Below are 20837 nucleotides of genomic sequence, written 5' to 3'. Positions count from 1 at the left end.
GTGTTTGCTCACCCCGCAAAGCCTTTTCTGCGATACAATGCCCTCAGGTTATGAATCGGAGAGTAAGGCATGCCACACCCCGCGTTAACGCAACTGCGTGCTCTGCGTTATTTTGATGCGATCCCGTCGCTTGACCCCCAATTGCTCGACTGGTTGTTACTGGAAGATTCCATGACCAAACGTTTTGAGCAGCAGGGAAAACAGGTCACCGTAACATTGATACGAGAAGGATTCGTTGGGCAAAATGAGGTCACTGAAGAGTTGACGCTGTTGCCGGCAGAATCCCGCTATTGGTTGCGGGAAATCCTGTTATGCGCGGATGGTGAGCCGTGGCTTGCCGGTCGGACTGTCGTGCCGGAATCCACCTTGTGCGGCCCCGAACTGGCTTTGCAAAATCTGGGGAAAACCCCGCTCGGGCGCTATCTGTTTACATCATCGACATTGACCCGCGATTTTATTGAGATTGGCCGCGATGCAGCGCTGTGGGGACGTCGTTCCCGCCTGCGGCTGAGCGGTAAGCCGCTGATGCTTACCGAGCTTTTTTTGCCTGCATCGCCGTTGTACTGAGAGGAAGATAAAGATGGAGTGGAGTCTGACGCAGAATAAGCTGCTGGCGTTTCACCGCTTGATGCGTACGGATAAGCCAATTGGCGCCTTACTGCTGCTCTGGCCGACGCTGTGGGCGCTGTGGGTAGCGACCCCTGGCGTACCGCAATTGTGGATACTGGCGGTGTTTGTCGCCGGTGTGTGGCTGATGCGCGCTGCCGGATGCGTGGTGAATGATTATGCCGACAGGAAATTTGACGGACACGTCAAACGCACCGCAAACCGACCGCTGCCGAGCGGTGCAGTCACGGAGAAAGAGGCCCGAACGCTGTTTGTTGTGCTGGTGTTGCTCGCCTTCCTGCTGGTTCTGACTCTTAACACGATGACGATTTTGTTGTCCGTTGCGGCGTTAGCACTGGCGTGGGTTTATCCCTTCATGAAACGCTATACGCACCTGCCGCAGGTGGTGCTGGGGGCGGCGTTTGGCTGGTCTATTCCCATGGCGTTCGCCGCCGTCAGTGAATCTGTTCCGCTGAGCTGTTGGTTGATGTTCCTCGCCAACATTCTCTGGGCGGTGGCGTATGACACCCAGTACGCGATGGTTGATCGTGATGACGATCTGAAGATTGGCATTAAATCGACCGCCATTCTGTTCGGTCAGAACGATAAGCTGATTATTGGCATTCTGCAGGTCGGTGTTTTGGCGCTGATGGCGACGGTGGGCTGGTTGAATGGGTTAGGACTGGGCTATTACTGGTCACTGCTGGTGGCGGGCGCGCTGTTTGTGTATCAGCAGAAACTGATTGTCGATCGTGAACGGGATGCCTGCTTTAAAGCGTTTATGAACAATAACTATGTGGGGCTGGTACTGTTCTTAGGACTGGCGATGAGCTACTGGCACCTTTGAGTTTGGCTTAGCCCGCAAAATAAAAACCGGTCATTTCATTTGACCGGTTTTTTTATGCTTACTCGCCCTGCGTTGCGCTCTCGATAGTCAGACGCACATCGGATGTGACCAATTCGGCCAGCATCTGATAGATCTTCATCGTTTCTTCCGGTTCGGCATCACCGGTATCGCTGATGTAGCCCTCGTCACGCAGCGTCAGCACCAGAGAGCTGAACACGGCTTTATCGAAGAACTCCGGTGCGTTGATACCGTGCAGTACGGAAAGACGTTGTGCCACGGTGCGGCTCTCTTTTTCCAGTGTACTGCGGTTGATGGACGGGTTCGCACTCAGCAGCCAGAAGGTAATGGCATAGCGCTGTAGCGTTTCACGTGCGCCCGCAGCCAACAGCTGAAGCGTGCGAGAGTGAACCGGGTTGATATGCAGCTCATCGTTCTGCAGGGTTATCAGACCCTGACGCTGCATTTCGCTGGCCAGCTCGTCAATCACGCCGGCAAGCTCATCACGCTCCCAACGCAGGAACAGCTCTGCTTTCAGCATCGGGTACAGCGCTTCAATATGCTGCTGCAATGCGGCGCGTGAAATCCGACGGTGCTGAGTCACAATCGCGGCCATCAACGAAGGCAGAACCAGCATGTGCGCAATGTTGTTGCGGTAGTAGGTCATCAGTACCGCCTGCTCGCGCGGCAGAATGATGATGTCACCGATGGTGTCTTTCTCAACCTCAAACTTGTTCATCTGCAAGGCGTGGTCGATCAGTTCACTGGCGCTTTGTGTCGGTACTGTCGTATCCGAAGCATACGGCACATTGCGTAGCAGGCTCAGGTAGCAATCGAGCTGTTCGGTTAGCTGCTCGCGCGTCAAAGAACGCTGACGGGAAGCCAGTAACGCGGTGCAACACAGGTTCATCGCGTTGGCCGCGCCCGCGTTGTTAATGCGTACCATCAGATCGGCGGCAATGTTATTTACCGTCGGCGTCAGCCAGGCCGGGCGAATAGACTCGATAGGATCGATAGATTCGCGCCACTCCGGCACATGCTGATTCAGGTAGGTCATCAATGGCATAGGTTCGCCAAAGTTAACGTAGCCCTGACCCAGATTACGTAGCTTGCTCAAACCGCGTAGCATTTGCGGCAGGCTCTCTTTCTCTTTGGTCGCGCCACGCAGCTCTTTGGCGTAAGTTCCCACTTCCATCACATGCTCATAGCCGATGTAAATCGGAACGAGGGTAATCGGACGCGTACCGCCACGCAGCATCGCCTGGATGGTCATCGACAGGGTGCCGGTTTTCGGGTCAAGCAGACGGCCGGTACGTGAGCGACCACCTTCGACAAAGTATTCAACCGAGTAACCACGGCTGAACAACTCGCCCAGATATTCGCGGAATACGGTGGAATAGAGCTTATTGCCTTTAAACGTACGACGAATAAAGAATGCGCCCAGACGGCGGAAAATCGGACCTGCCGGCCAGAAGTTCAGGTTGATCCCTGCAGCGATATGCGGTGGAACCAGCCCCTGATGGTACAGAACATACGACAGCAGCATGTAATCCATATGGCTGCGGTGGCACGGTACATAGACGATTTCATGCCCGTCGTGCGCCAGTTGGCGTACGCGCTCGGCATTGTGAACGTTAATTCCCTGGTACAGTCGGTTCCAGGTAAAGCCCAGGATACGGTCCGTCAGGCGGATCATCTCATAGGAGAAATTCGCGGCAATCTCTTCCATCAATGCGATAGCGTTTTGCTGCGCCTTTTCATGGGAGATTTTTTTGCTGCGTGCTTCATCTTCCACCGCGCGTGCGATGGCTTTTGAGGCCAGCAGTTTATTAAACAGATCCTGGCGGGCAGGGAGGCGAGGGCCAACCGCGGCTAAGCGCTGGCGGGCAAAGTGCATACGCGCCACGCGTGCCAGTTTCTGTGCGATGGTTTTATCTGTGCCGTGTTCGTCTGCCATGCGGCGCAGGGAGACGGAAGGTGAGAAGCGGACAAAACTGTCGCGCCCCAGCCAGGAGACGGCAAAGAATTTCTGCACGCCATTCAGCATGCGCAGTGGCGGGTTGACCTCGCCTTTCTCGCGCCCTGGGGCTCGGCCAAACATCACCGATACCGGCACCATCTGCACATCCAAATCGGGGTTGCTGCGATGCAGATCGAGATAGTTATGGAACAGCTTGATGGACTCTTCTTTTGGCGTGTAATAGGTGAATACACGCGGGCCGCCGTGTATAAACACGTAGCGCGGCAGCAAAGTCCCGTCTATCTCCAGCGGTTCCAGGGGATCGGGGAGGTCGTGCACCAGACATTGGGCACGCAGTGTCAGCAAGTCAGCTTTTGAGTTGTACGGTAATACGTACATAATGGGACGAGAGGTATCGAGTCCCAATTCCGGGGCGGGTTCCGCCGGGATAGACTTGCTTTTTACCAGGATGCTTAATGGTAAATTCAGTAATTTGTAGTAAATTCGTGGCCAGCCGGACATAAACGATGTAAAGCCTCTGGTTAATAATGCAAATGCGCTGCAAGGATATCAGAAAGTTTAGTGAATTTCTGTGGTATCCCGTCATACTTCGCGCAGCTTTGCTTATGCCCTGAAACAAACAGGGTAACGATACAATGATACTCACGCTAATAATGTAAAAAGGTTCTTTTGATGGCCAATAATACCACTGGATTCACCCGGATTATCAAAGCAGCAGGCTATTCCTGGAAAGGTTTCCGCGCCGCATGGATCAATGAGGCGGCATTCCGTCAGGAAAGCGTTGCCGTACTGTTGGGGGTAGCCATTGCCTGCTGGCTGGACGTTGACGCGATTACCCGCGTACTGCTGATTGGTTCGGTGATGCTGGTGATGATCGTTGAAATTCTGAACAGCGCCATTGAGGCGGTTGTCGACCGAGTTGGTTCTGAGTATCACGAGCTTTCTGGCCGGGCGAAAGATATGGGATCGGCTGCGGTATTGCTTTCTATTTTCGTCGCTCTGATTACCTGGGGCATCCTGTTGTGGTCGCATTTGCGATAAAGATTCCACAACTTCATAAATCTCCTGTTTTTTGTGCAGTTTGCGGTTCCAAATTCGCCTTTAGCTGTATATACTCACAGCATAACTGTATATACACCCAGGGGGCGGAATGAAAGCGTTAACGGCCAGGCAGCAAGAGGTGTTTGATCTCATTAGAGATCACATCAGCCAGACAGGTATGCCACCGACGCGTGCGGAGATCGCGCAGCGTTTGGGGTTCCGTTCCCCAAACGCGGCTGAAGAACACCTGAAAGCGCTGGCGCGTAAAGGTGTGCTGGAAATCGTTTCTGGCGCATCGCGTGGTATTCGTCTGCTGCAGGAAGAAGAGGAAGGCTTACCGCTTGTTGGTCGTGTCGCGGCCGGTGAGCCACTTCTGGCACAGCAGCACATTGAAGGCCATTACCAGGTTGACCCATCACTGTTCAAACCGAACGCCGATTTTCTGCTGCGCGTCAGCGGTATGTCGATGAAAGATATCGGGATTATGGATGGCGATTTACTGGCTGTGCATAAAACGCAGGACGTACGTAACGGCCAGGTTGTTGTTGCCCGTATTGATGATGAAGTCACGGTTAAGCGCCTGAAAAAGCAGGGCAACAAGGTTGAACTTTTGCCAGAAAACAGCGAGTTCAAACCGATCATCGTTGACCTGCGTGAGCAAAGCTTCACTATTGAAGGGTTGGCTGTCGGCGTGATTCGTAACGGTGAATGGCTGTAATGATCTGCTGATTTCCTGTAGGCCGGAAAAGGCGTTTATGTCGCTCTCCGGCAAGTTGCCCGATGACGTTTCGCTTGTCGGGCCTACAAAAACGCGTTAATTCCTTTTCAGGCTCCTTTCCATGCCTTTCTTTACCTCCTCTGATAAAGCACTTTGGCACCTTGCCTTACCGATGATTTTCTCCAATATCACTGTTCCACTGCTGGGACTGGTGGATACGGCGGTGATTGGTCATCTGGATAGCCCGGTCTACCTTGGTGGCGTTGCCGTTGGTGCAACAGCGACCAGTTTTCTCTTTATGCTACTGCTGTTTTTACGCATGAGTACCACCGGTCTGACAGCCCAGGCGTTCGGCGCGAAAAATCCGCAGGCACTGGCACGCGCGCTGGTTCAGCCGCTGATGCTGGCGTTGGGTGCCGGATTGCTTATCGCACTGTTTCGTACACCGATTATCAGCCTGGCGTTACATATCGTGGGAGGTAGTGAAGCGGTGCTGGAGCAGGCCCGAAGGTTCCTGGAAATCCGCTGGCTCAGCGCGCCCGCCTCGCTGGCAAATCTGGTGCTGCTTGGCTGGCTGCTTGGCGTCCAGTATGCACGCGCGCCGGTTATCCTGCTGATTGTTGGCAATGTGCTTAACATCGCGCTCGATTTGTGGCTGGTGATGGGCCTGCATATGAACGTGCAGGGCGCGGCGCTGGCGACGGTGATTGCCGAATATGCCACTTTGCTGATCGGCCTGATGATGGTACGTAAAGTCCTGCATATACGCGGAATTTCGCTGGCGATGTTGAAGCTTGCGTGGCGCGGCAACTTCCGCCGTTTACTGGCGCTTAACCGCGACATCATGCTGCGCTCGTTGCTGCTGCAACTCTGTTTTGGCGCTATCACGGTGCTGGGCGCGCGTCTGGGGGGCGATATCATTGCGGTTAATGCCGTTCTGATGACCCTGCTGACGTTCACCGCCTACGCGCTGGACGGATTTGCCTATGCTGTAGAAGCGCACTCTGGCCAGGCCTATGGGGCACGCGATGGTAGCCAGTTGCTGGATGTCTGGCGGGCGGCTTGCCGGCAGTCGGGTATCGTGGCGATCCTGTTTTCCCTGGTCTATGCCCTGTTCGGCGAGCAGATCATTACGCTATTGACCTCATTGCCGCAGATCCAACTTCTGGCCGATCGCTATCTCATCTGGCAGGTGATTTTACCGCTGGTGGGCGTCTGGTGTTATCTGCTGGACGGGATGTTCATTGGCGCAACACGAGCCGCGGAAATGCGTAACAGCATGGCCGTTGCGGCCGCGGGTTTCGCGTTAACGCTACTGGCTTTACCGTGGCTTGGAAACCACGGCTTGTGGCTGGCGTTAACCGTTTTTCTCGCGCTGCGCGGGCTTTCACTGGCCTTCATCTGGCGACGTCACTGGCGTAATGGCACCTGGTTTGCCTGATGCTTATGGTTAAAAATTCTGAATAGTAAATAAAACCCAGAATCCCTGACTACACTTATTATCACGCCCAGCAAAAACAGCATGTATCCGGGCGCAGCACTCTCGCTATTCACAACCTAACGATGAGGACTTGATGATGAATAAAGACGAAGTCAGCGGTAACTGGAAACAGTTCAAAGGTAAAGTGAAAGAGCAATGGGGCAAACTGACCGATGATGATATGACGGTCATTGAAGGTAAACGCGACCAGCTGGTAGGTAAAGTCCAGGAACGATACGGGTACGCGAAAGATCAGGCGGAGAAAGAAGTTAAAGATTGGGAAAAACGCAACGATTACCGCTGGTAATTAACCCCTCCCTCCTGAGAGTACAAGGATGTACGCTCTTTTATTTACCGCCCGACTTTCTTCTTCACCTGAATGGTATGGTCATGCTGGCAATCGCCAGGATGGCGGCATGATTCCACTTCCACACATGCCGGACACAGGCCGTGGGCTTCAATCACGTTATGGCGCAGAGCAAATCCCATTTTAGCTGCCAGCGTATGCATAATATCTTCCACGCCTTCCGCACACTCTTCTTTTACCACGCCACAGCGGTCACAAATAAACATTGCCGAGCTATGGGTTGGCTGATCGAACAGATGACAGAGCACATAGCTGTTGGTGGATTCCACTTTGTGCACAAAACCTTGTTCAAGCAGAAAATCAAGCGCACGATACACGGTAGGAGGTTTGGCCTGCGGCTCGGTTTCCCGCAGCAGATCAAGCAGATCATAGGCGCTGATCGCACCTTCCTGCAGGCTCATCAGGCGCAGCACTTCGAGGCGTTGTGGCGTTAGTCGCACGTTACGTTGCACACAGAGTTTTTCAGCTTGAGCCAATAACTCCTGCGTGGTGGTTTTGTCCATTTGGCGCCTCGATTTGTGTGGAAGGTTAATCCCTTACTTTATCATGTTCTGCTTAAAACGCCGAGATCCACCGCTGTGTGCTATACCTGACGCATCGCAACACTGGAAAATTAACATGAAAAGACCCGATTGTATTCGCCACTGGCGTGAAGTTGAGGGGCCTGATGACGCCACCTATCCAGGCAGCGATGAGCTTTTTTCTATTGGCGCGCCGCTGGCCCGCAGGTTGGGGTTAGGGCGACTAGGTATTCATCACGAACGCCTGCCGCCGGGGCGTCGTACTTCTTATCCACACGCTGAAAGCGATGAAGAAGAGTTTATCTACGTGCTGGAAGGCTACCCGGAAGCCTGGATAAATGGTTACTTATGGAAGCTGGAACCCGGCGATAGCGTCGGTTTTCCGGCAGGAACCGGCGTGTGCCACACTTTTATCAACAACACCAGTGACGAGGTGCGGCTGCTGGTCGTCGGTGAGGCGAACAAGAAGCATAACCGTATCTACTATCCGCTCAATCCGGTCTACGCGGTCACACGTGAGGATCGCTGGGTTGACCATCCTCCACAGTTTTTTGGTCCACACGACGGAAAACCTGGGCGGAAATGACGATCTACGCGAACGAAGGGCGCTATCCACGACGATGTGGCTCACTATCGCAACGGTCTATGCTATAGTAGCGCCCCTTTTTTAACCGGATGCTTGAATATTCGCCATGCTGCCTGAATCTCAGTCTACCGCTTTTCCCGCTCATCGTTTTTCTATCGCGCCGATGCTCGACTGGACGGACAGACACTGCCGCTACTTTTTGCGCCTGCTGTCTCGCCAGACGTTGCTCTATACGGAGATGGTGACCACCGGGGCAATTATTCATGGCAAAGGCGATTACCTGGCGTATAGCGAAGAAGAACATCCGGTTGCACTTCAGCTAGGTGGGAGCGATCCGGCCGCGCTGGCCCAGTGCGCAAAGCTGGCTGAAGCACGAGGCTATGACGAGATTAACCTCAACGTCGGTTGCCCTTCCGATCGCGTACAAAACGGGATGTTTGGCGCCTGTCTGATGGGGAATGCGCAACTGGTCGCTGATTGTGTGAAGGCGATGCGCGATGTGGTGTCGATTCCGGTGACGGTGAAAACGCGTATTGGCATTGATGACCAGGACAGCTACGAATTCCTGTGTGACTTCATCAATACGGTTTCCGGTAACGGTGAGTGTGAGATGTTTATCATCCACGCCCGCAAGGCCTGGCTGTCCGGGTTAAGCCCGAAAGAAAACCGTGAGATCCCGCCGCTGGATTATGACCGTGTTTATCAGTTGAAGCGTGATTTCCCGCACCTGACGATGTCGATAAACGGTGGAATTAAATCACTGGAAGAAGCAAAGACGCATCTGCAATATATGGACGGCGTAATGGTGGGTCGGGAAGCCTATCAAAACCCGGGTATTCTGGCATCGGTCGACCGTGAAATTTTTGCTGCGACTACTCCGGATGCTGACCCTGTCGCCGTGGTGCGCGCCATGTATCCCTATATTGAGCGGGAGCTGAGTCAGGGGACGTATCTGGGGCATGTGACCCGCCATATGCTCGGGTTGTTCCAGGGCATTCCAGGCGCACGTCAGTGGCGTCGTTATCTGAGTGAAAATGCGCATAAAGCCGGGGCCGATATTAACGTTCTGGAACATGCGCTGAAACTGGTCGCAGATAAGCGTTAAGTTCTCACCAAAAGTTAGTCAATTTCACCACGCCCTGCGTTTTATCGCGGGGCGTTTTCGTTATAAATCAATGCATTAATTTTGGCATGTTTCTTGTAAAGCAATGGAGAGAATTTCATTTCGGGAGAGCGTCATGCTGGAACTACTTTTTGTGATTGGCTTTTTTATCATGTTGATGGTCACTGGCATATCACTGTTGGGCATCCTCGCCGCGCTGATGGTGGCGACGGCAGTGATGTTCCTCGGTGGGATGTTTGCGTTGATGATTAAACTGCTTCCCTGGCTGCTACTGGCCGTCGCCGTGGTGTGGGTGATTAAGGCGATAAAAGCGCCAAAAGTCCCACAGTATCAGCGCAATAACCGCCGCTTTTACTGAGGTATTGAGCGGTGCGTCACAACCTGCAACATTGCCTTTAGAACCAAATAGGAATTGATTATCAAATCTGTCACTATTGCGTGGTTAACGAATTCATCGAGCTGTACCCTACATACAGCCGAACTAAAAAAAGAAAGGGCTTCCTGCGGGAAGCCCTAATTCTTTCTTTCCCCGTCATAATTCAAACCGCAGGTGTGTTGGCTGCTTGAATTATTTAAGAGGGAAGTCTCACGGGATCAGCAAACTCGAACCCTGCGTGGCGCGGCTTTCCAGCACTTCATGGGCACGCCGTGCGTCGTGCAGCGCGAATGTCTGACCAGGCGCAACATCCACTTTAATCACCCCACTGGCAATCAACGAGAAAAGCTCATTGCTGGCTTCCGTTAATTCGTGGCGGTTGGTGATGTAACCCTGCAGAGAAGGGCGCGTGACATACAGCGAGCCTTTCTGATTCAGAATACCTAAGTTAACGCCGGTTACCGGCCCGGAGGCGTTGCCAAAGCTGACCATCAATCCCCGGCGTTGCAGGCAATCCAGTGAGGCTTCCCAGGTATCTTTCCCCACCGAGTCGTATACCACCCGTACTTTTTTACCACCGGTGATTTCCTTAACCCGTTCGACGATACTTTCTTCACGGTAGTTAATCACTTGCCATGCACCGGCCTGCTGCGCTATTTGCGCCTTCTGCGCATTGCCGACAGTACCAATCAGCTTCGCTCCCAGCGCTTTTGCCCACTGGCAGGCAATCAGCCCAACGCCGCCCGCTGCTGCATGGAACAAGAAGGGCTCGTCGGGCTGGATTTCATAGGTTTTACGTAACAGATAAAAAACCGTTAACCCTTTCAGAAATGAGGCCGCTGCCTGCTCAAAAGAGATGGCATTAGGCAGAATGGCGGCTTTATCGGCTGGCACGTTGTGCACTGAGCTGTACGCGCCAAGTGTTGACTGGGCATACACCACACGATCGCCGGCTTTAATGTGCGTCACTTTGCTGCCGACTTTGCTGACCACGCCTGCGGCTTCTGTGCCCAGACCACTGGGTAACGAGGGAGGCGGATAAAGTCCACTGCGGATGTAGGTGTCGATGTAGTTGATGCCAATCGCTTTGTTCTCGACCTGGATTTCATGTTCCGCCGGGTCAACGGGCGTAAACTCCACAGCCTTCAGTACATCAGGGCCGCCGTGCTTGTGAAATTCAATACGTGTTGCCATGCTTCCTCCAGAAATGTGGTAATCTTTCGACCCAATCATTATCTCGGTAACTCCATTCACTATGGCAGGAAATAAACCCTTCAACAAACAACAGACTGATGCTCGTGAGCGCGATCTGCAGGTCGCCGGGCTGAAAGTACCGCCGCACTCGATTGAAGCGGAACAGTCGGTGTTGGGCGGTTTAATGCTGGATAACGAACGCTGGGACGATGTCGCCGAGCGCGTGGTGGCGGAGGATTTTTACACCCGCCCGCATCGGCATATTTTCACCGAAATGCATCGCCTGCAGGAGATGGGTAAACCTATCGACCTGATTACGCTGGCAGAGTCGCTGGAAGTTCAGGGGCAACTGGACAGCGTCGGCGGTTTTGCATACCTGGCTGAGTTATCTAAAAACACGCCAAGTGCGGCGAATATTAGCGCCTATGCTGATATCGTCCGCGAACGCGCCGTTGTTCGTGACATGATTTCGGTGGCCCATGAGATTGCGGAAGCGGGTTTCGATCCGCAAGGACGCTCCAGTGAAGACCTGCTGGATCTCGCGGAATCCCGTGTCTTTAAAATTGCCGAAAGCCGCGCCAATAAAGACGAAGGCCCGAAAAATATTACCGATGTGCTCGATGCCACCGTCGCGCGTATTGAACAGTTGTTCCAGCAGCCGCACGACGGCGTCACCGGGGTGAATACCGGCTATGACGACCTCAACAAAAAGACCGCGGGTCTACAGCCGTCGGACTTGATTATTGTCGCGGCACGTCCGTCGATGGGTAAAACGACATTTGCGATGAACCTCGTCGAAAATGCGGCGATGTTGCAGGATAAGCCGGTTCTTATCTTCAGTCTCGAGATGCCCTCAGAACAGATCATGATGCGTTCTCTGGCCTCGCTTTCGCGCGTGGACCAGACCAAAATCCGTACCGGTCAACTGGATGATGAAGACTGGGCGCGGATTTCCGGAACAATGGGTATTTTGCTGGAGAAACGAAACATCTATATTGATGATTCCTCCGGTCTGACGCCAACGGAAGTGCGATCGCGCGCACGCCGTATCGCCCGTGAACACGGCGGTATCGGACTTATCATGATCGACTACCTGCAGCTGATGCGTGTACCGTCGCTTTCCGATAACCGTACGCTGGAAATTGCCGAAATTTCCCGCTCGCTGAAAGCGTTAGCGAAAGAACTGCATGTGCCGGTGGTGGCGCTGTCACAGCTTAACCGTTCTCTGGAACAACGTGCTGACAAGCGCCCGGTCAACTCAGATTTGCGTGAATCAGGCTCTATTGAGCAGGATGCCGACTTAATCATGTTTATCTATCGTGATGAGGTTTATCACGAAAACAGCGACCTGAAAGGGATCGCAGAAATCATTATTGGTAAGCAACGTAACGGCCCAATCGGTACGGTACGTCTGACGTTTAACGGACAGTGGTCGCGATTCGATAATTATGCGGGCCCACAATACGACGACGAATAAATCTCCGTCATCCTTCATGCTGCAGATGCGTTGGCTACGCCTGTTCACCCCGGTCACTTAGTTTACTAAGCTCCCGGGGATTCTCAGGCTTGTCGCCTTTCTGCAACACGAATGATTTAGGCGATTCTTTTATTAAGGAATTAAAATGCAAGCGGCAACTGTTGTCATTAACCGCCGCGCTCTGCGACACAACCTGCAACGTCTGCGTGAACTGGCACCTGCCAGTAAACTGGTTGCGGTCGTGAAAGCGAACGCTTACGGCCATGGTCTGTTAGAGACCGCGCGAACGCTCCCGGATGCGGACGCTTTTGGTGTCGCTCGTCTTGAAGAAGCCCTGCGGCTACGCGCGGGAGGGATCACGCAACCCATCCTGCTGCTGGAGGGATTTTTTGATGCTTCCGATTTGCCGACGATATCCGCGCAGCGTCTGCATACTGCCGTACATAACCAGGAGCAGCTTGATGCTCTGGAAGCGGCCGAACTGACTGAACCTGTCACTGTCTGGATGAAGCTCGATACGGGTATGCACCGCCTGGGCGTACGCCCGGAGCAGGCTGAGGCGTTTTATCAGCGCTTGACGCAATGTGAAAACGTGCGCCAGCCGGTCAATATCGTTAGCCACTTTGCCCGTGCCGACGAACCTGAGTGTGGCGCGACCGAAAAGCAGCTCGATATCTTCAATAGCTTTTGCGCAGGTAAACCGGGGCAGCGATCAATTGCTGCATCTGGCGGTATTTTGCTGTGGCCGCAGTCTCACTTCGATTGGGCGCGTCCGGGTCTGATTCTGTACGGTGTATCGCCGCTGGAAAATCACTCCATCGGAGAAGATTTTGGTTGCCAGCCAGTGATGTCACTGACATCAAGCCTGATTGCCGTGCGCGAGCATAAAGCTGGTGAGCCAGTGGGTTATGGTGGCACATGGCAGAGCGAACGCGACACACGTCTCGGAGTGGTGGCGATGGGGTATGGCGATGGTTATCCGCGAGCTGCGCCGTCGGGTACGCCAGTGCTGGTTAACGGCCGTGAAGTGCCGATTGTCGGTCGTGTTGCGATGGATATGATCTGCGTTGATTTAGGCCCCGAGGCGCAGGACAAAGCGGGCGATCCCGTGATCCTGTGGGGCGATGGCCTGCCTGTGGAACGCATCGCAGAGATGACGAAAGTAAGTGCTTACGAACTTATCACGCGCCTGACATCAAGGGTTGCGATGAAATATATCGATTAATTACCTGATATGCCGGATCAGGCGCTACCGTCGCCATCCGGCAATATTCTCACCAACTGCAACATCCTCTCGATCTTCTCCCGCTTCCGGTTTATTGTGTTCTTATTCCACTGCCTGTAAACCTGGAGAACCACACGTGTTTCAAAAAGTTGACGCCTACGCTGGCGACCCGATTTTATCGCTCATGGAGCGCTTTAAAGAGGATTCACGTAGCGACAAAGTGAACCTCAGCATTGGTCTGTATTACAACGAAGATGGGATTATTCCTCAACTTAAAGCCGTTGCAGAAGCGGAAGCCCGCCTCAATGCGAAGCCGCATGGCGCTTCGCTGTATTTGCCGATGGAAGGTCTGAACACGTATCGCCATACCATTGCGCCGCTACTGTTCGGGGCGCAGCATCCGGTACTCCAGCAACAGCGTGTGGCAACGATTCAGACGCTGGGGGGGTCTGGTGCGTTAAAAGTGGGAGCGGACTTCCTGAAGCGTTACTTCCCTGATTCTGGCGTATGGGTCAGCGACCCGACGTGGGAAAACCATATCGCGATTTTTGAAGGTGCGGGATTCGAAGTAAGTACTTACCCATGGTATGACGACGTGACTAATGGCGTTCGTTTCAACGACCTGCTGGCAACATTGAGCTCCTTGCCAGCGCGTAGCATTGTGCTGCTCCATCCGTGCTGCCATAACCCGACGGGTGCGGATTTAACACCAGCACAGTGGGATGCGGTTATTGAGATCCTGAAAGCGCGCGACCTGATCCCGTTCCTCGACATTGCCTACCAGGGCTTTGGTGGCGGAATGGAAGATGATGCCTACGCCATCCGCGCGATTGCGAGTGCTGGTTTACCGACTCTGGTCAGCAACTCATTCTCGAAGATTTTCTCGTTGTATGGCGAACGTGTTGGCGGGCTTTCTGTGGTGTGTGAAGACGCAGATGCCGCTAGTCGTGTTCTGGGGCAGCTAAAAGCGACGGTTCGTCGTAACTACTCCAGCCCGCCAAACTTTGGCGCACAGGTTGTTGCCGCGGTACTGGGTGATGAAGAGCTGAAAGCCAGCTGGCTGGCGGAAGTTGAGGTAATGCGTACCCGTATTCTGGCGATGCGTCAGGAATTGGTCAACGTGCTGAACGCTGAGATTCCGGGCCGTAATTTCGACTACCTGCTGCAACAGCGTGGTATGTTCAGCTATACCGGGCTGAGTGCGGCTCAGGTTGACCGCCTGCGTGATGAGTTTGGTGTTTACCTGATTGCCAGTGGACGCATGTGCGTTGCGGGCTTGAATCACGGCAACGTGAAGCGGGTTGCGAAGGCATTTGCCGCAGTAATGTAATTAGGTGCCGGATGGCGGCGAAAATGCCTTATCCGGCCTACAAAGGCATATGGATTTTTCATTTGTAGGCCTGATAAGCGCAGCGCCATCAGGCACGTTTCCCTGTGTGATCGTCCTCTTTTTCTGTAACAAAACCAGAGAAAATCCTTCCTTTCCCTTCCCCCAGGGGGTAAGGTCAGATAGTTTTTTGACCAGTTGTTAAATAAAAAATCATAACTAACTGACTACTTAGGGAAAAATATGCGCAAGATTACTTTGGCACTGAGTGCCGTTTGTTTATTGTTCACGTTGAATCAGCCAGCCCAGGCTTTAGTTTCTTCTCCTTCTCAGCTCAATCCAGGTACTAACGTTGCAAAACTTGCTGAGCAGGCCCCCATTCACTGGGTCTCTGTTGCACAAATTGAAAATAGTTTGACGGGCCGCCCGCCGATGGCCGTTGGCTTTGATATCGATGATACGGTTCTCTTTTCCAGCCCGGGCTTCTGGCGCGGTAAAAAAACGTACTCCCCGGACAGCGAGGATTACCTGAAAAATCCAGCCTTTTGGGAGAAAATGAACAACGGTTGGGATGAATTCAGCATTCCGAAAGAAGTGGCGCGCCAGCTGATTGATATGCATGTTCGCCGCGGCGACAGCATCTTTTTCGTGACCGGACGCAGCCCGACGAAGACCGAAACGGTCTCTAAAACGCTGGCTGATAACTTCCACATCCCGTCTGCAAATATGAACCCGGTTATTTTTGCCGGTGACAAGCCTGGGCAGAACACCAAAACGCAGTGGTTGCAGGAAAAAAATATCCGCATGTTCTACGGCGACTCCGATAATGACATCACCGCCGCTCGCGATGTCGGTATCCGCGGGATTCGTATTCTGCGCGCCTCTAACTCTACCTATAAGCCGCTGCCACAGGCAGGAGGGTTTGGCGAAGAGGTGATCGTAAATTCAGAGTACTGAGGTCACCGAATACGGGGTGATGATTTTTTAAACAAATTTACGTTACCGGCTTTTACCTTTTGCGGACTTGCTGCACACTGAATAAATGATGTTCTCATTAGGCGACTTGCTGGTAAGGGGAATAAAAATGACGAATTCGGAGTTGCTGCAATACTGCATGGCGAAAACAGGCGCGGAGCAGAGCGTGCACAGTGACTGGAAAGCCACACAAATCAAAGTCGAAGATGTGCTCTTTGCCATGGTAAAAGAGGTGGAAGAACGCCCGGCAGTCTCTCTGAAAACCAGCCCAGAACTGGCGGAGTTGTTACGCCAGCAGCATAGTGATGTCCGGCCAAGCCGGCATCTGAACAAAGCGCACTGGAGTACGGTGTATCTGGACGGCTCGTTGCCGGATTCGCAAATTTATTATCTGGTCGATGCCTCTTATCAGCAGGCGGTGAACACGCTACCGGAAGATAAACGCCGGATACTGGCGCAGCCCTGATCCGTTTCGCCGGATGCGGCGCAAGACCTTATCCGGCCTACAGATATTTATGTATTTTCGGTCCGTTTCGTAGGCCTGATAAGCACAGCGCCATCAGGCGCAACCGTTGCCGGGTGCGGTGCAAGCGCCTGATCCGGCCTACGGCTATTTATGTATTTTCGGTCCGTTTCGTAGGCCTGATAAGCACAGCGCCATCAGGCACAGCCATTGCCGGGTGTGGTGCAAGCGCCTTATCCGGCCTACAATATTTACGGCTATACTGCAGGCCTGATAATTTCAGCGCTATTACAGCAGCGGTTTGAGGAAGCGGGCCGTGTGTGAGGCTTCACACTCAGCAACTGTTTCTGGCGTACCAGAGACCAGAATTTCGCCGCCGCCGCTACCCCCTTCCGGACCGAGGTCGACAATCCAATCGGCTGTTTTAATCACGTCCAGATTGTGCTCAATCACCACAATGGTGTTGCCCTGATCCCGGAGCTGATGCAACACGTCAAGCAGTTGCTGAATATCGGCAAAATGTAGCCCGGTTGTTGGCTCATCAAGAATATACAGCGTCTGCCCGGTACCGCGTTTTGACAGCTCACGCGCCAGCTTCACACGCTGGGCTTCACCGCCAGAAAGCGTGGTCGCGGACTGGCCCAGTCGAATGTACGTCAAGCCAACATCCATCAACGTTTGCAGCTTACGCGCCAGCGCAGGAACAGCATCGAAGAACTCGCGAGCTTCTTCAATCGTCATATCCAGCACTTCGTGGATGGTCTTGCCCTTGTACTTAATCTCCAGCGTTTCACGGTTATAACGCTTACCTTTACACTGGTCGCACGGCACGTAAATATCTGGCAGGAAGTGCATTTCGACTTTGATCACGCCATCGCCCTGGCAGGCCTCGCAGCGCCCACCACGAACGTTAAAGCTGAAACGACCTGGCGTGTAACCACGCGCACGGGATTCCGGTACGCCGGCAAACAGTTCGCGCACTGGCGTAAACACGCCGGTGTAGGTTGCCGGGTTGGAACGCGGTGTACGACCAATCGGGCTTTGGTCAATGTCGATCACTTTGTCGAAATGTTCCAGACCCTGAATATCCCGGTATGGCGCGGGCTCTGCCAGCGTGGCGCCGTTAAGCTGAGTTTGGGCAATCGGGAATAATGTGTCGTTAATCAGCGTCGACTTCCCGGAACCGGACACGCCGGTAATACAGGTGAACAGACCCACCGGCAGCGTCAGGGTGACATCTTTCAGGTTGTTGCCGCGTGCGCCAGTCAGCTTCAGCACTTTTTCCGGATCAGCCGCAACACGTTGTTTTGGCACTTCAATCTTACGCTTACCGCTCATGTACTGGCCGGTTAACGATTCCGGTACGGCCATGATGTCTTCCAGCGTCCCTTCGGCCACAACCTGACCACCGTGAACGCCTGCACCTGGGCCAATGTCGATAACGTGGTCGGCGGCGCGAATGGCATCCTCATCGTGTTCAACCACAATCACGGTGTTACCCAAATTGCGCAGATGGATAAGTGTCCCGAGCAGGCGTTCGTTATCACGCTGATGCAGACCGATTGACGGTTCATCCAGCACGTACATCACACCGACCAGACCTGCGCCAATCTGGCTTGCCAGACGAATACGTTGTGCTTCGCCACCGGAGAGTGTTTCTGCTGAACGGGACAGTGTCAGATAGTTCAGGCCTACGTTGACCAGGAACTTAAGGCGGTCGCCGATCTCTTTGAGGATTTTCTCAGCAATCTTCGCCCGTTGACCTGCAAGTTTCAGGCTGTTGAAGAAATCCATTGCATGGCCGATGCTCATGTCGGAAATCGCAGGCAATGGCGTATTCTCGACAAACACGTGACGGGCTTCCCGGCGTAAACGGGTTCCGTCACAGCTGGCGCAAGGTCTGTTACTGATAAACTTGGCTAACTCTTCGCGGACTGCACTGGATTCCGTCTCTTTATAGCGACGTTCCATATTGTGCAATACACCTTCAAACGGGTGGCGACGTACGGACGTATCGCCACGATCGTTCATGTATTTGAATTCGATATTCTCTTTGCCGGAACCGTATAGCACCACTTTGTGGACCGTAGGATTCAGGCTGGCCCACGGGGCTTCTACATCGAATTGATAGTGCTCAGCCAGAGACTTAAGCATCTGGAAGTAATAGAAATTACGGCGATCCCAGCCACGAATCGCCCCGCCTGCCAGCGACAGTTCCGGGTTCTGGATCACACGGTCCGGGTCGAAGTACTGTTGTACGCCAAGACCATCACAGGTCGGACACGCGCCTGCCGGGTTGTTGAACGAGAACAACCGTGGCTCCAGTTCGCGCATGCTATAACCACAAATAGGGCAGGCGAAGTTGGCGGAGAAGAGCAGCTCTTCTGCTTTCGGGTCATCCATATCAGCGACCACTGCCGTACCACCGGAAAGTTCCAGCGCAGTCTCAAACGATTCGGCCAGACGTTGAGTGAGATCGTCTCGTACCTTGAAGCGGTCAATCACCACTTCGATAGTGTGTTTCTTTTGCAGCTCAAGCTTAGGCGGATCGGAAAGGTCGCACACTTCACCATCAATACGTGCGCGGATATAGCCCTGGCCTGCCAGGTTTTCCAGCGTTTTGGTGTGCTCACCTTTGCGTTCTTTAATTACCGGTGCCAGCAGCATCAGGCGCTTGCCTTCTGGCTGCGACAGGACGTTGTCTACCATCTGGCTGACCGTTTGCGCCGCCAGCGGCACGTCGTGATCCGGGCAGCGTGGCTCGCCAACGCGGGCATACAGCAGGCGCAGATAATCGTGAATTTCGGTAATTGTCCCAACCGTGGATCGCGGGTTATGCGACGTCGATTTCTGCTCGATTGAGATGGCGGGAGAGAGCCCCTCAATGTGGTCGACGTCCGGTTTTTCCATCAGCGACAGAAACTGACGTGCGTACGCGGAAAGGGATTCAACGTAACGACGCTGCCCTTCGGCATACAAGGTGTCGAAAGCGAGCGAAGATTTGCCTGAGCCCGAAAGCCCGGTAACGACAATCAGCTTGTCGCGCGGGATGACGAGGTTGATGTTTTTGAGATTATGGGTGCGGGCGCCCCGAACTTCGATCTTATCCATTCATCTTTCCCGGATTAAACGCTTTTTTGCCTGGCTGCATGGTGCTACCGGCGATCACAAACGGTTAATTATGACACAACCCAACCTGAATGGATATACAGTATCGGAATGCAAAACACAGGCGTCTGTGCAACAATGTCTGGCTGAGGTTGTTTACTGGAATCAACTTCGCAACGTAGTAAAAGCGCTATTGGAAATGCTACAATCCCGCGCTTACACTTATTCAGTAACGTTTTTCAGGAGACACGATCATGGCCAGCAGAGGCGTAAACAAGGTGATTCTCGTCGGTAATCTGGGCCAGGACCCGGAAGTACGCTATATGCCGAATGGTGGCGCAGTTGCCAACATTACGCTGGCTACTTCCGAATCCTGGCGTGATAAAGCGACCGGCGAAATGAAAGAGCAGACTGAGTGGCACCGTGTTGTGCTGTTCGGCAAACTGGCGGAAGTCGCCAGCGAATATCTGCGTAAAGGTTCTCAGGTCTATATTGAAGGCCAACTGCGTACTCGCAAATGGACCGATCAATCCGGCGTAGAAAAATACACCACTGAAGTCGTTGTTAACGTTGGCGGCACCATGCAAATGCTGGGTGGTCGTCAGGGCGGCGGCGCACCGGCAGGTGGTGGTCAGCAGCAGGGTGGTTGGGGGCAGCCTCAGCAGCCACAGGGCGGCAACCAGTTCAGCGGTGGCGCACAGTCTCGCCCGCAGCAATCCGCTCCGGCAGCACCGTCTAACGAACCGCCGATGGATTTCGACGACGATATTCCGTTCTAATCCCTCTGCTTTATTTCGTTAATCAGGGTTGCCCCAGTGTCGGGGTAACCCCATTCCTTTCTGTTATCAGTTCAACACCATCGGCCAGTCTGGCGGAGTATGGCTCATCACGTCGAGCATCACGGATTCGATGTTATTCCAGATAGTGGATACATCTACCAGGGTGATACCGAGTAATCCGGTTGCAAACCAGCAGGCAAAAACAAGCCCTAAACCGCTACTGATAACGGCCAGTCCAACATAATCTGATTTACGAAAACGAATATTGAGCGTACTGGCTAAAAACATCAGTACTGCGCTGAGCAGTTGCCACCGCAGAAGAACCACGCCAGTTGTTATTGTTGCCATGAAAAACGTCCTCAGAAAGTCTTGATGCCCAGGACAGCGCGGGGTTGTTCACAGAGGGTGTGGTACTCTGGCTATCGACGGGCAATAACATGAATGAAACAATGTTTCTGTTACATTAATTCTGTGAACTATATCACAACTGCTCGTTTGTTCACCAGTATCTGACGTTATTTTTGCCTGTCATTACCCATTGTTGTTGTGTGGCTATTTGGGTTCATAAACGGGTAATGACTCTAACTTACTGATAGTGTTTTATGTTCAGATAATGCCCGATGACCTTGTCATGCAGCTCCACCGA

The 20837-nt window shown here is 53.3% G+C and carries 21 protein-coding genes and 1 pseudogene; 15 read left to right on the top strand and 7 right to left on the bottom strand.

Going from position 1 to position 20837, the window contains the following annotated elements; genetic code table 11:
• Positions 1-69 precede the first annotated feature (69 nt).
• Positions 70-567, top strand: a complete 498-nt coding sequence (gene ubiC, locus QMN38_RS23465) for a chorismate lyase (RefSeq protein ID WP_005132668.1) — start codon at positions 70-72, stop codon at positions 565-567.
• A 13-nt stretch (positions 568-580) separates the two neighbouring features.
• Entirely contained in the window at positions 581-1453 is an 873-nt protein-coding gene (gene ubiA / locus QMN38_RS23460; protein WP_137381186.1) for a 4-hydroxybenzoate octaprenyltransferase, read from the top strand.
• Positions 1454-1511: 58 nt separating this feature from the next.
• Here ubiA and plsB read toward each other — a convergent pair whose 3' ends face one another.
• Positions 1512-3932 carry a glycerol-3-phosphate 1-O-acyltransferase PlsB gene (plsB, locus tag QMN38_RS23455; RefSeq protein ID WP_323606171.1) on the bottom strand — a complete coding sequence of 807 codons (2421 nt, stop codon included), beginning with the start codon at positions 3930-3932 and terminating at the stop codon, positions 1512-1514.
• 171 nt (positions 3933-4103) lie between these two features.
• Here plsB and QMN38_RS23450 point away from each other — a divergent pair, with 171 nt between their 5' ends.
• The 4 genes from QMN38_RS23450 to QMN38_RS23435 all read left to right on the top strand — a co-directional run bounded on the left by QMN38_RS23450 (position 4104) and on the right by QMN38_RS23435 (position 6977).
• Positions 4104-4472 carry a diacylglycerol kinase gene (locus QMN38_RS23450; protein ID WP_003031701.1) on the top strand — a complete coding sequence of 123 codons (369 nt, stop codon included), beginning with the start codon at positions 4104-4106 and terminating at the stop codon, positions 4470-4472.
• Between the two features lie 109 nt (positions 4473-4581).
• Positions 4582-5190, top strand: coding sequence for a transcriptional repressor LexA (gene lexA / locus QMN38_RS23445; RefSeq protein ID WP_103777801.1), 609 nt, complete (start codon positions 4582-4584; stop codon positions 5188-5190).
• A 121-nt stretch (positions 5191-5311) separates the two neighbouring features.
• Entirely contained in the window at positions 5312-6631 is a 1320-nt protein-coding gene (dinF, locus tag QMN38_RS23440; RefSeq protein WP_271440974.1) for an MATE family efflux transporter DinF, read from the top strand.
• Positions 6632-6767: 136 nt separating this feature from the next.
• Positions 6768-6977, top strand: coding sequence for a CsbD family protein (locus QMN38_RS23435; RefSeq protein WP_005132658.1), 210 nt, complete (start codon positions 6768-6770; stop codon positions 6975-6977).
• A 44-nt stretch (positions 6978-7021) separates the two neighbouring features.
• Here the strand turns inward: QMN38_RS23435 and zur are convergent, their stop codons facing one another.
• On the bottom strand, positions 7022-7540 hold the full coding sequence (gene zur, locus QMN38_RS23430) for a zinc uptake transcriptional repressor Zur (RefSeq protein ID WP_137381183.1): 519 nt from the start codon (positions 7538-7540) through the stop codon (positions 7022-7024).
• A gap of 115 nt (positions 7541-7655) precedes the next feature.
• On the opposite strand from zur, the gene QMN38_RS23425 reads away from it, so the two are divergent.
• The 3 genes from QMN38_RS23425 to pspG all read left to right on the top strand — a co-directional run bounded on the left by QMN38_RS23425 (position 7656) and on the right by pspG (position 9625).
• Positions 7656-8144, top strand: a complete 489-nt coding sequence (locus tag QMN38_RS23425) for a cupin domain-containing protein (protein ID WP_202037173.1) — start codon at positions 7656-7658, stop codon at positions 8142-8144.
• Between the two features lie 106 nt (positions 8145-8250).
• Complete coding sequence (gene dusA, locus QMN38_RS23420) at positions 8251-9249, top strand: tRNA dihydrouridine(20/20a) synthase DusA (protein WP_271454531.1); 999 nt, start codon at positions 8251-8253, stop codon at positions 9247-9249.
• Between the two features lie 133 nt (positions 9250-9382).
• Entirely contained in the window at positions 9383-9625 is a 243-nt protein-coding gene (gene pspG / locus QMN38_RS23415) for an envelope stress response protein PspG (RefSeq protein WP_048213926.1), read from the top strand.
• Positions 9626-9853: 228 nt separating this feature from the next.
• On the opposite strand, the gene QMN38_RS23410 is transcribed toward pspG, so the two are convergent.
• Positions 9854-10837, bottom strand: a complete 984-nt coding sequence (locus QMN38_RS23410) for a quinone oxidoreductase (RefSeq protein WP_323606168.1) — start codon at positions 10835-10837, stop codon at positions 9854-9856.
• Positions 10838-10898: 61 nt separating this feature from the next.
• On the opposite strand from QMN38_RS23410, the gene dnaB reads away from it, so the two are divergent.
• The 3 genes from dnaB to tyrB all read left to right on the top strand — a co-directional run bounded on the left by dnaB (position 10899) and on the right by tyrB (position 14869).
• The gene (gene dnaB / locus QMN38_RS23405) at positions 10899-12314 is read left to right on the top strand and encodes a replicative DNA helicase (RefSeq protein WP_137381179.1); all 1416 of its coding nucleotides are present in this window, start codon (positions 10899-10901) and stop codon (positions 12312-12314) included.
• 145 nt (positions 12315-12459) lie between these two features.
• The gene (gene alr / locus QMN38_RS23400) at positions 12460-13539 is read left to right on the top strand and encodes an alanine racemase (RefSeq protein ID WP_271440972.1); all 1080 of its coding nucleotides are present in this window, start codon (positions 12460-12462) and stop codon (positions 13537-13539) included.
• Between the two features lie 136 nt (positions 13540-13675).
• The gene (tyrB, locus tag QMN38_RS23395) at positions 13676-14869 is read left to right on the top strand and encodes an aromatic amino acid transaminase (RefSeq protein WP_323606166.1); all 1194 of its coding nucleotides are present in this window, start codon (positions 13676-13678) and stop codon (positions 14867-14869) included.
• Here the strand turns inward: tyrB and QMN38_RS27075 are convergent.
• Positions 14870-14988, bottom strand: a pseudogene (locus QMN38_RS27075) (hypothetical protein); the annotation flags it as partial.
• Positions 14989-15109: 121 nt separating this feature from the next.
• On the opposite strand from QMN38_RS27075, the gene aphA reads away from it, so the two are divergent.
• Both aphA and QMN38_RS23385 read left to right on the top strand, forming a co-directional pair.
• The gene (gene aphA, locus QMN38_RS23390; RefSeq protein WP_271449293.1) at positions 15110-15823 is read left to right on the top strand and encodes an acid phosphatase AphA; all 714 of its coding nucleotides are present in this window, start codon (positions 15110-15112) and stop codon (positions 15821-15823) included.
• Positions 15824-15950: 127 nt separating this feature from the next.
• On the top strand, positions 15951-16307 hold the full coding sequence (locus QMN38_RS23385; protein ID WP_006688292.1) for an MmcQ/YjbR family DNA-binding protein: 357 nt from the start codon (positions 15951-15953) through the stop codon (positions 16305-16307).
• 285 nt (positions 16308-16592) lie between these two features.
• Here the strand turns inward: QMN38_RS23385 and uvrA are convergent, their stop codons facing one another.
• Complete coding sequence (gene uvrA, locus QMN38_RS23380) at positions 16593-19415, bottom strand: excinuclease ABC subunit UvrA (protein ID WP_271454534.1); 2823 nt, start codon at positions 19413-19415, stop codon at positions 16593-16595.
• A 251-nt stretch (positions 19416-19666) separates the two neighbouring features.
• Between uvrA and ssb1 the strand changes: the two genes are divergently transcribed.
• Entirely contained in the window at positions 19667-20191 is a 525-nt protein-coding gene (gene ssb1, locus QMN38_RS23375) for a single-stranded DNA-binding protein SSB1 (protein ID WP_003826621.1), read from the top strand.
• Positions 20192-20257: 66 nt separating this feature from the next.
• Here ssb1 and QMN38_RS23370 read toward each other — a convergent pair whose 3' ends face one another.
• Together QMN38_RS23370 and QMN38_RS27070 are read right to left on the bottom strand one after the other, a co-directional pair.
• Positions 20258-20539, bottom strand: coding sequence for a YjcB family protein (locus QMN38_RS23370; protein WP_048213921.1), 282 nt, complete (start codon positions 20537-20539; stop codon positions 20258-20260).
• A gap of 238 nt (positions 20540-20777) precedes the next feature.
• The coding region (locus QMN38_RS27070; protein ID WP_071528444.1) for an IS1 family transposase at positions 20778-20837 on the bottom strand (60 nt) is incomplete at its 5' end.

It is taken from the genome of Citrobacter sp. R-1.5.2, assembly GCF_035064245.1.
In the GTDB taxonomy this organism is placed as follows: domain Bacteria; phylum Pseudomonadota; class Gammaproteobacteria; order Enterobacterales; family Enterobacteriaceae; genus Citrobacter.
Note: the sequence above shows the minus strand (reverse complement) of the source record. Positions and strands in the feature narration are given on the sequence as shown.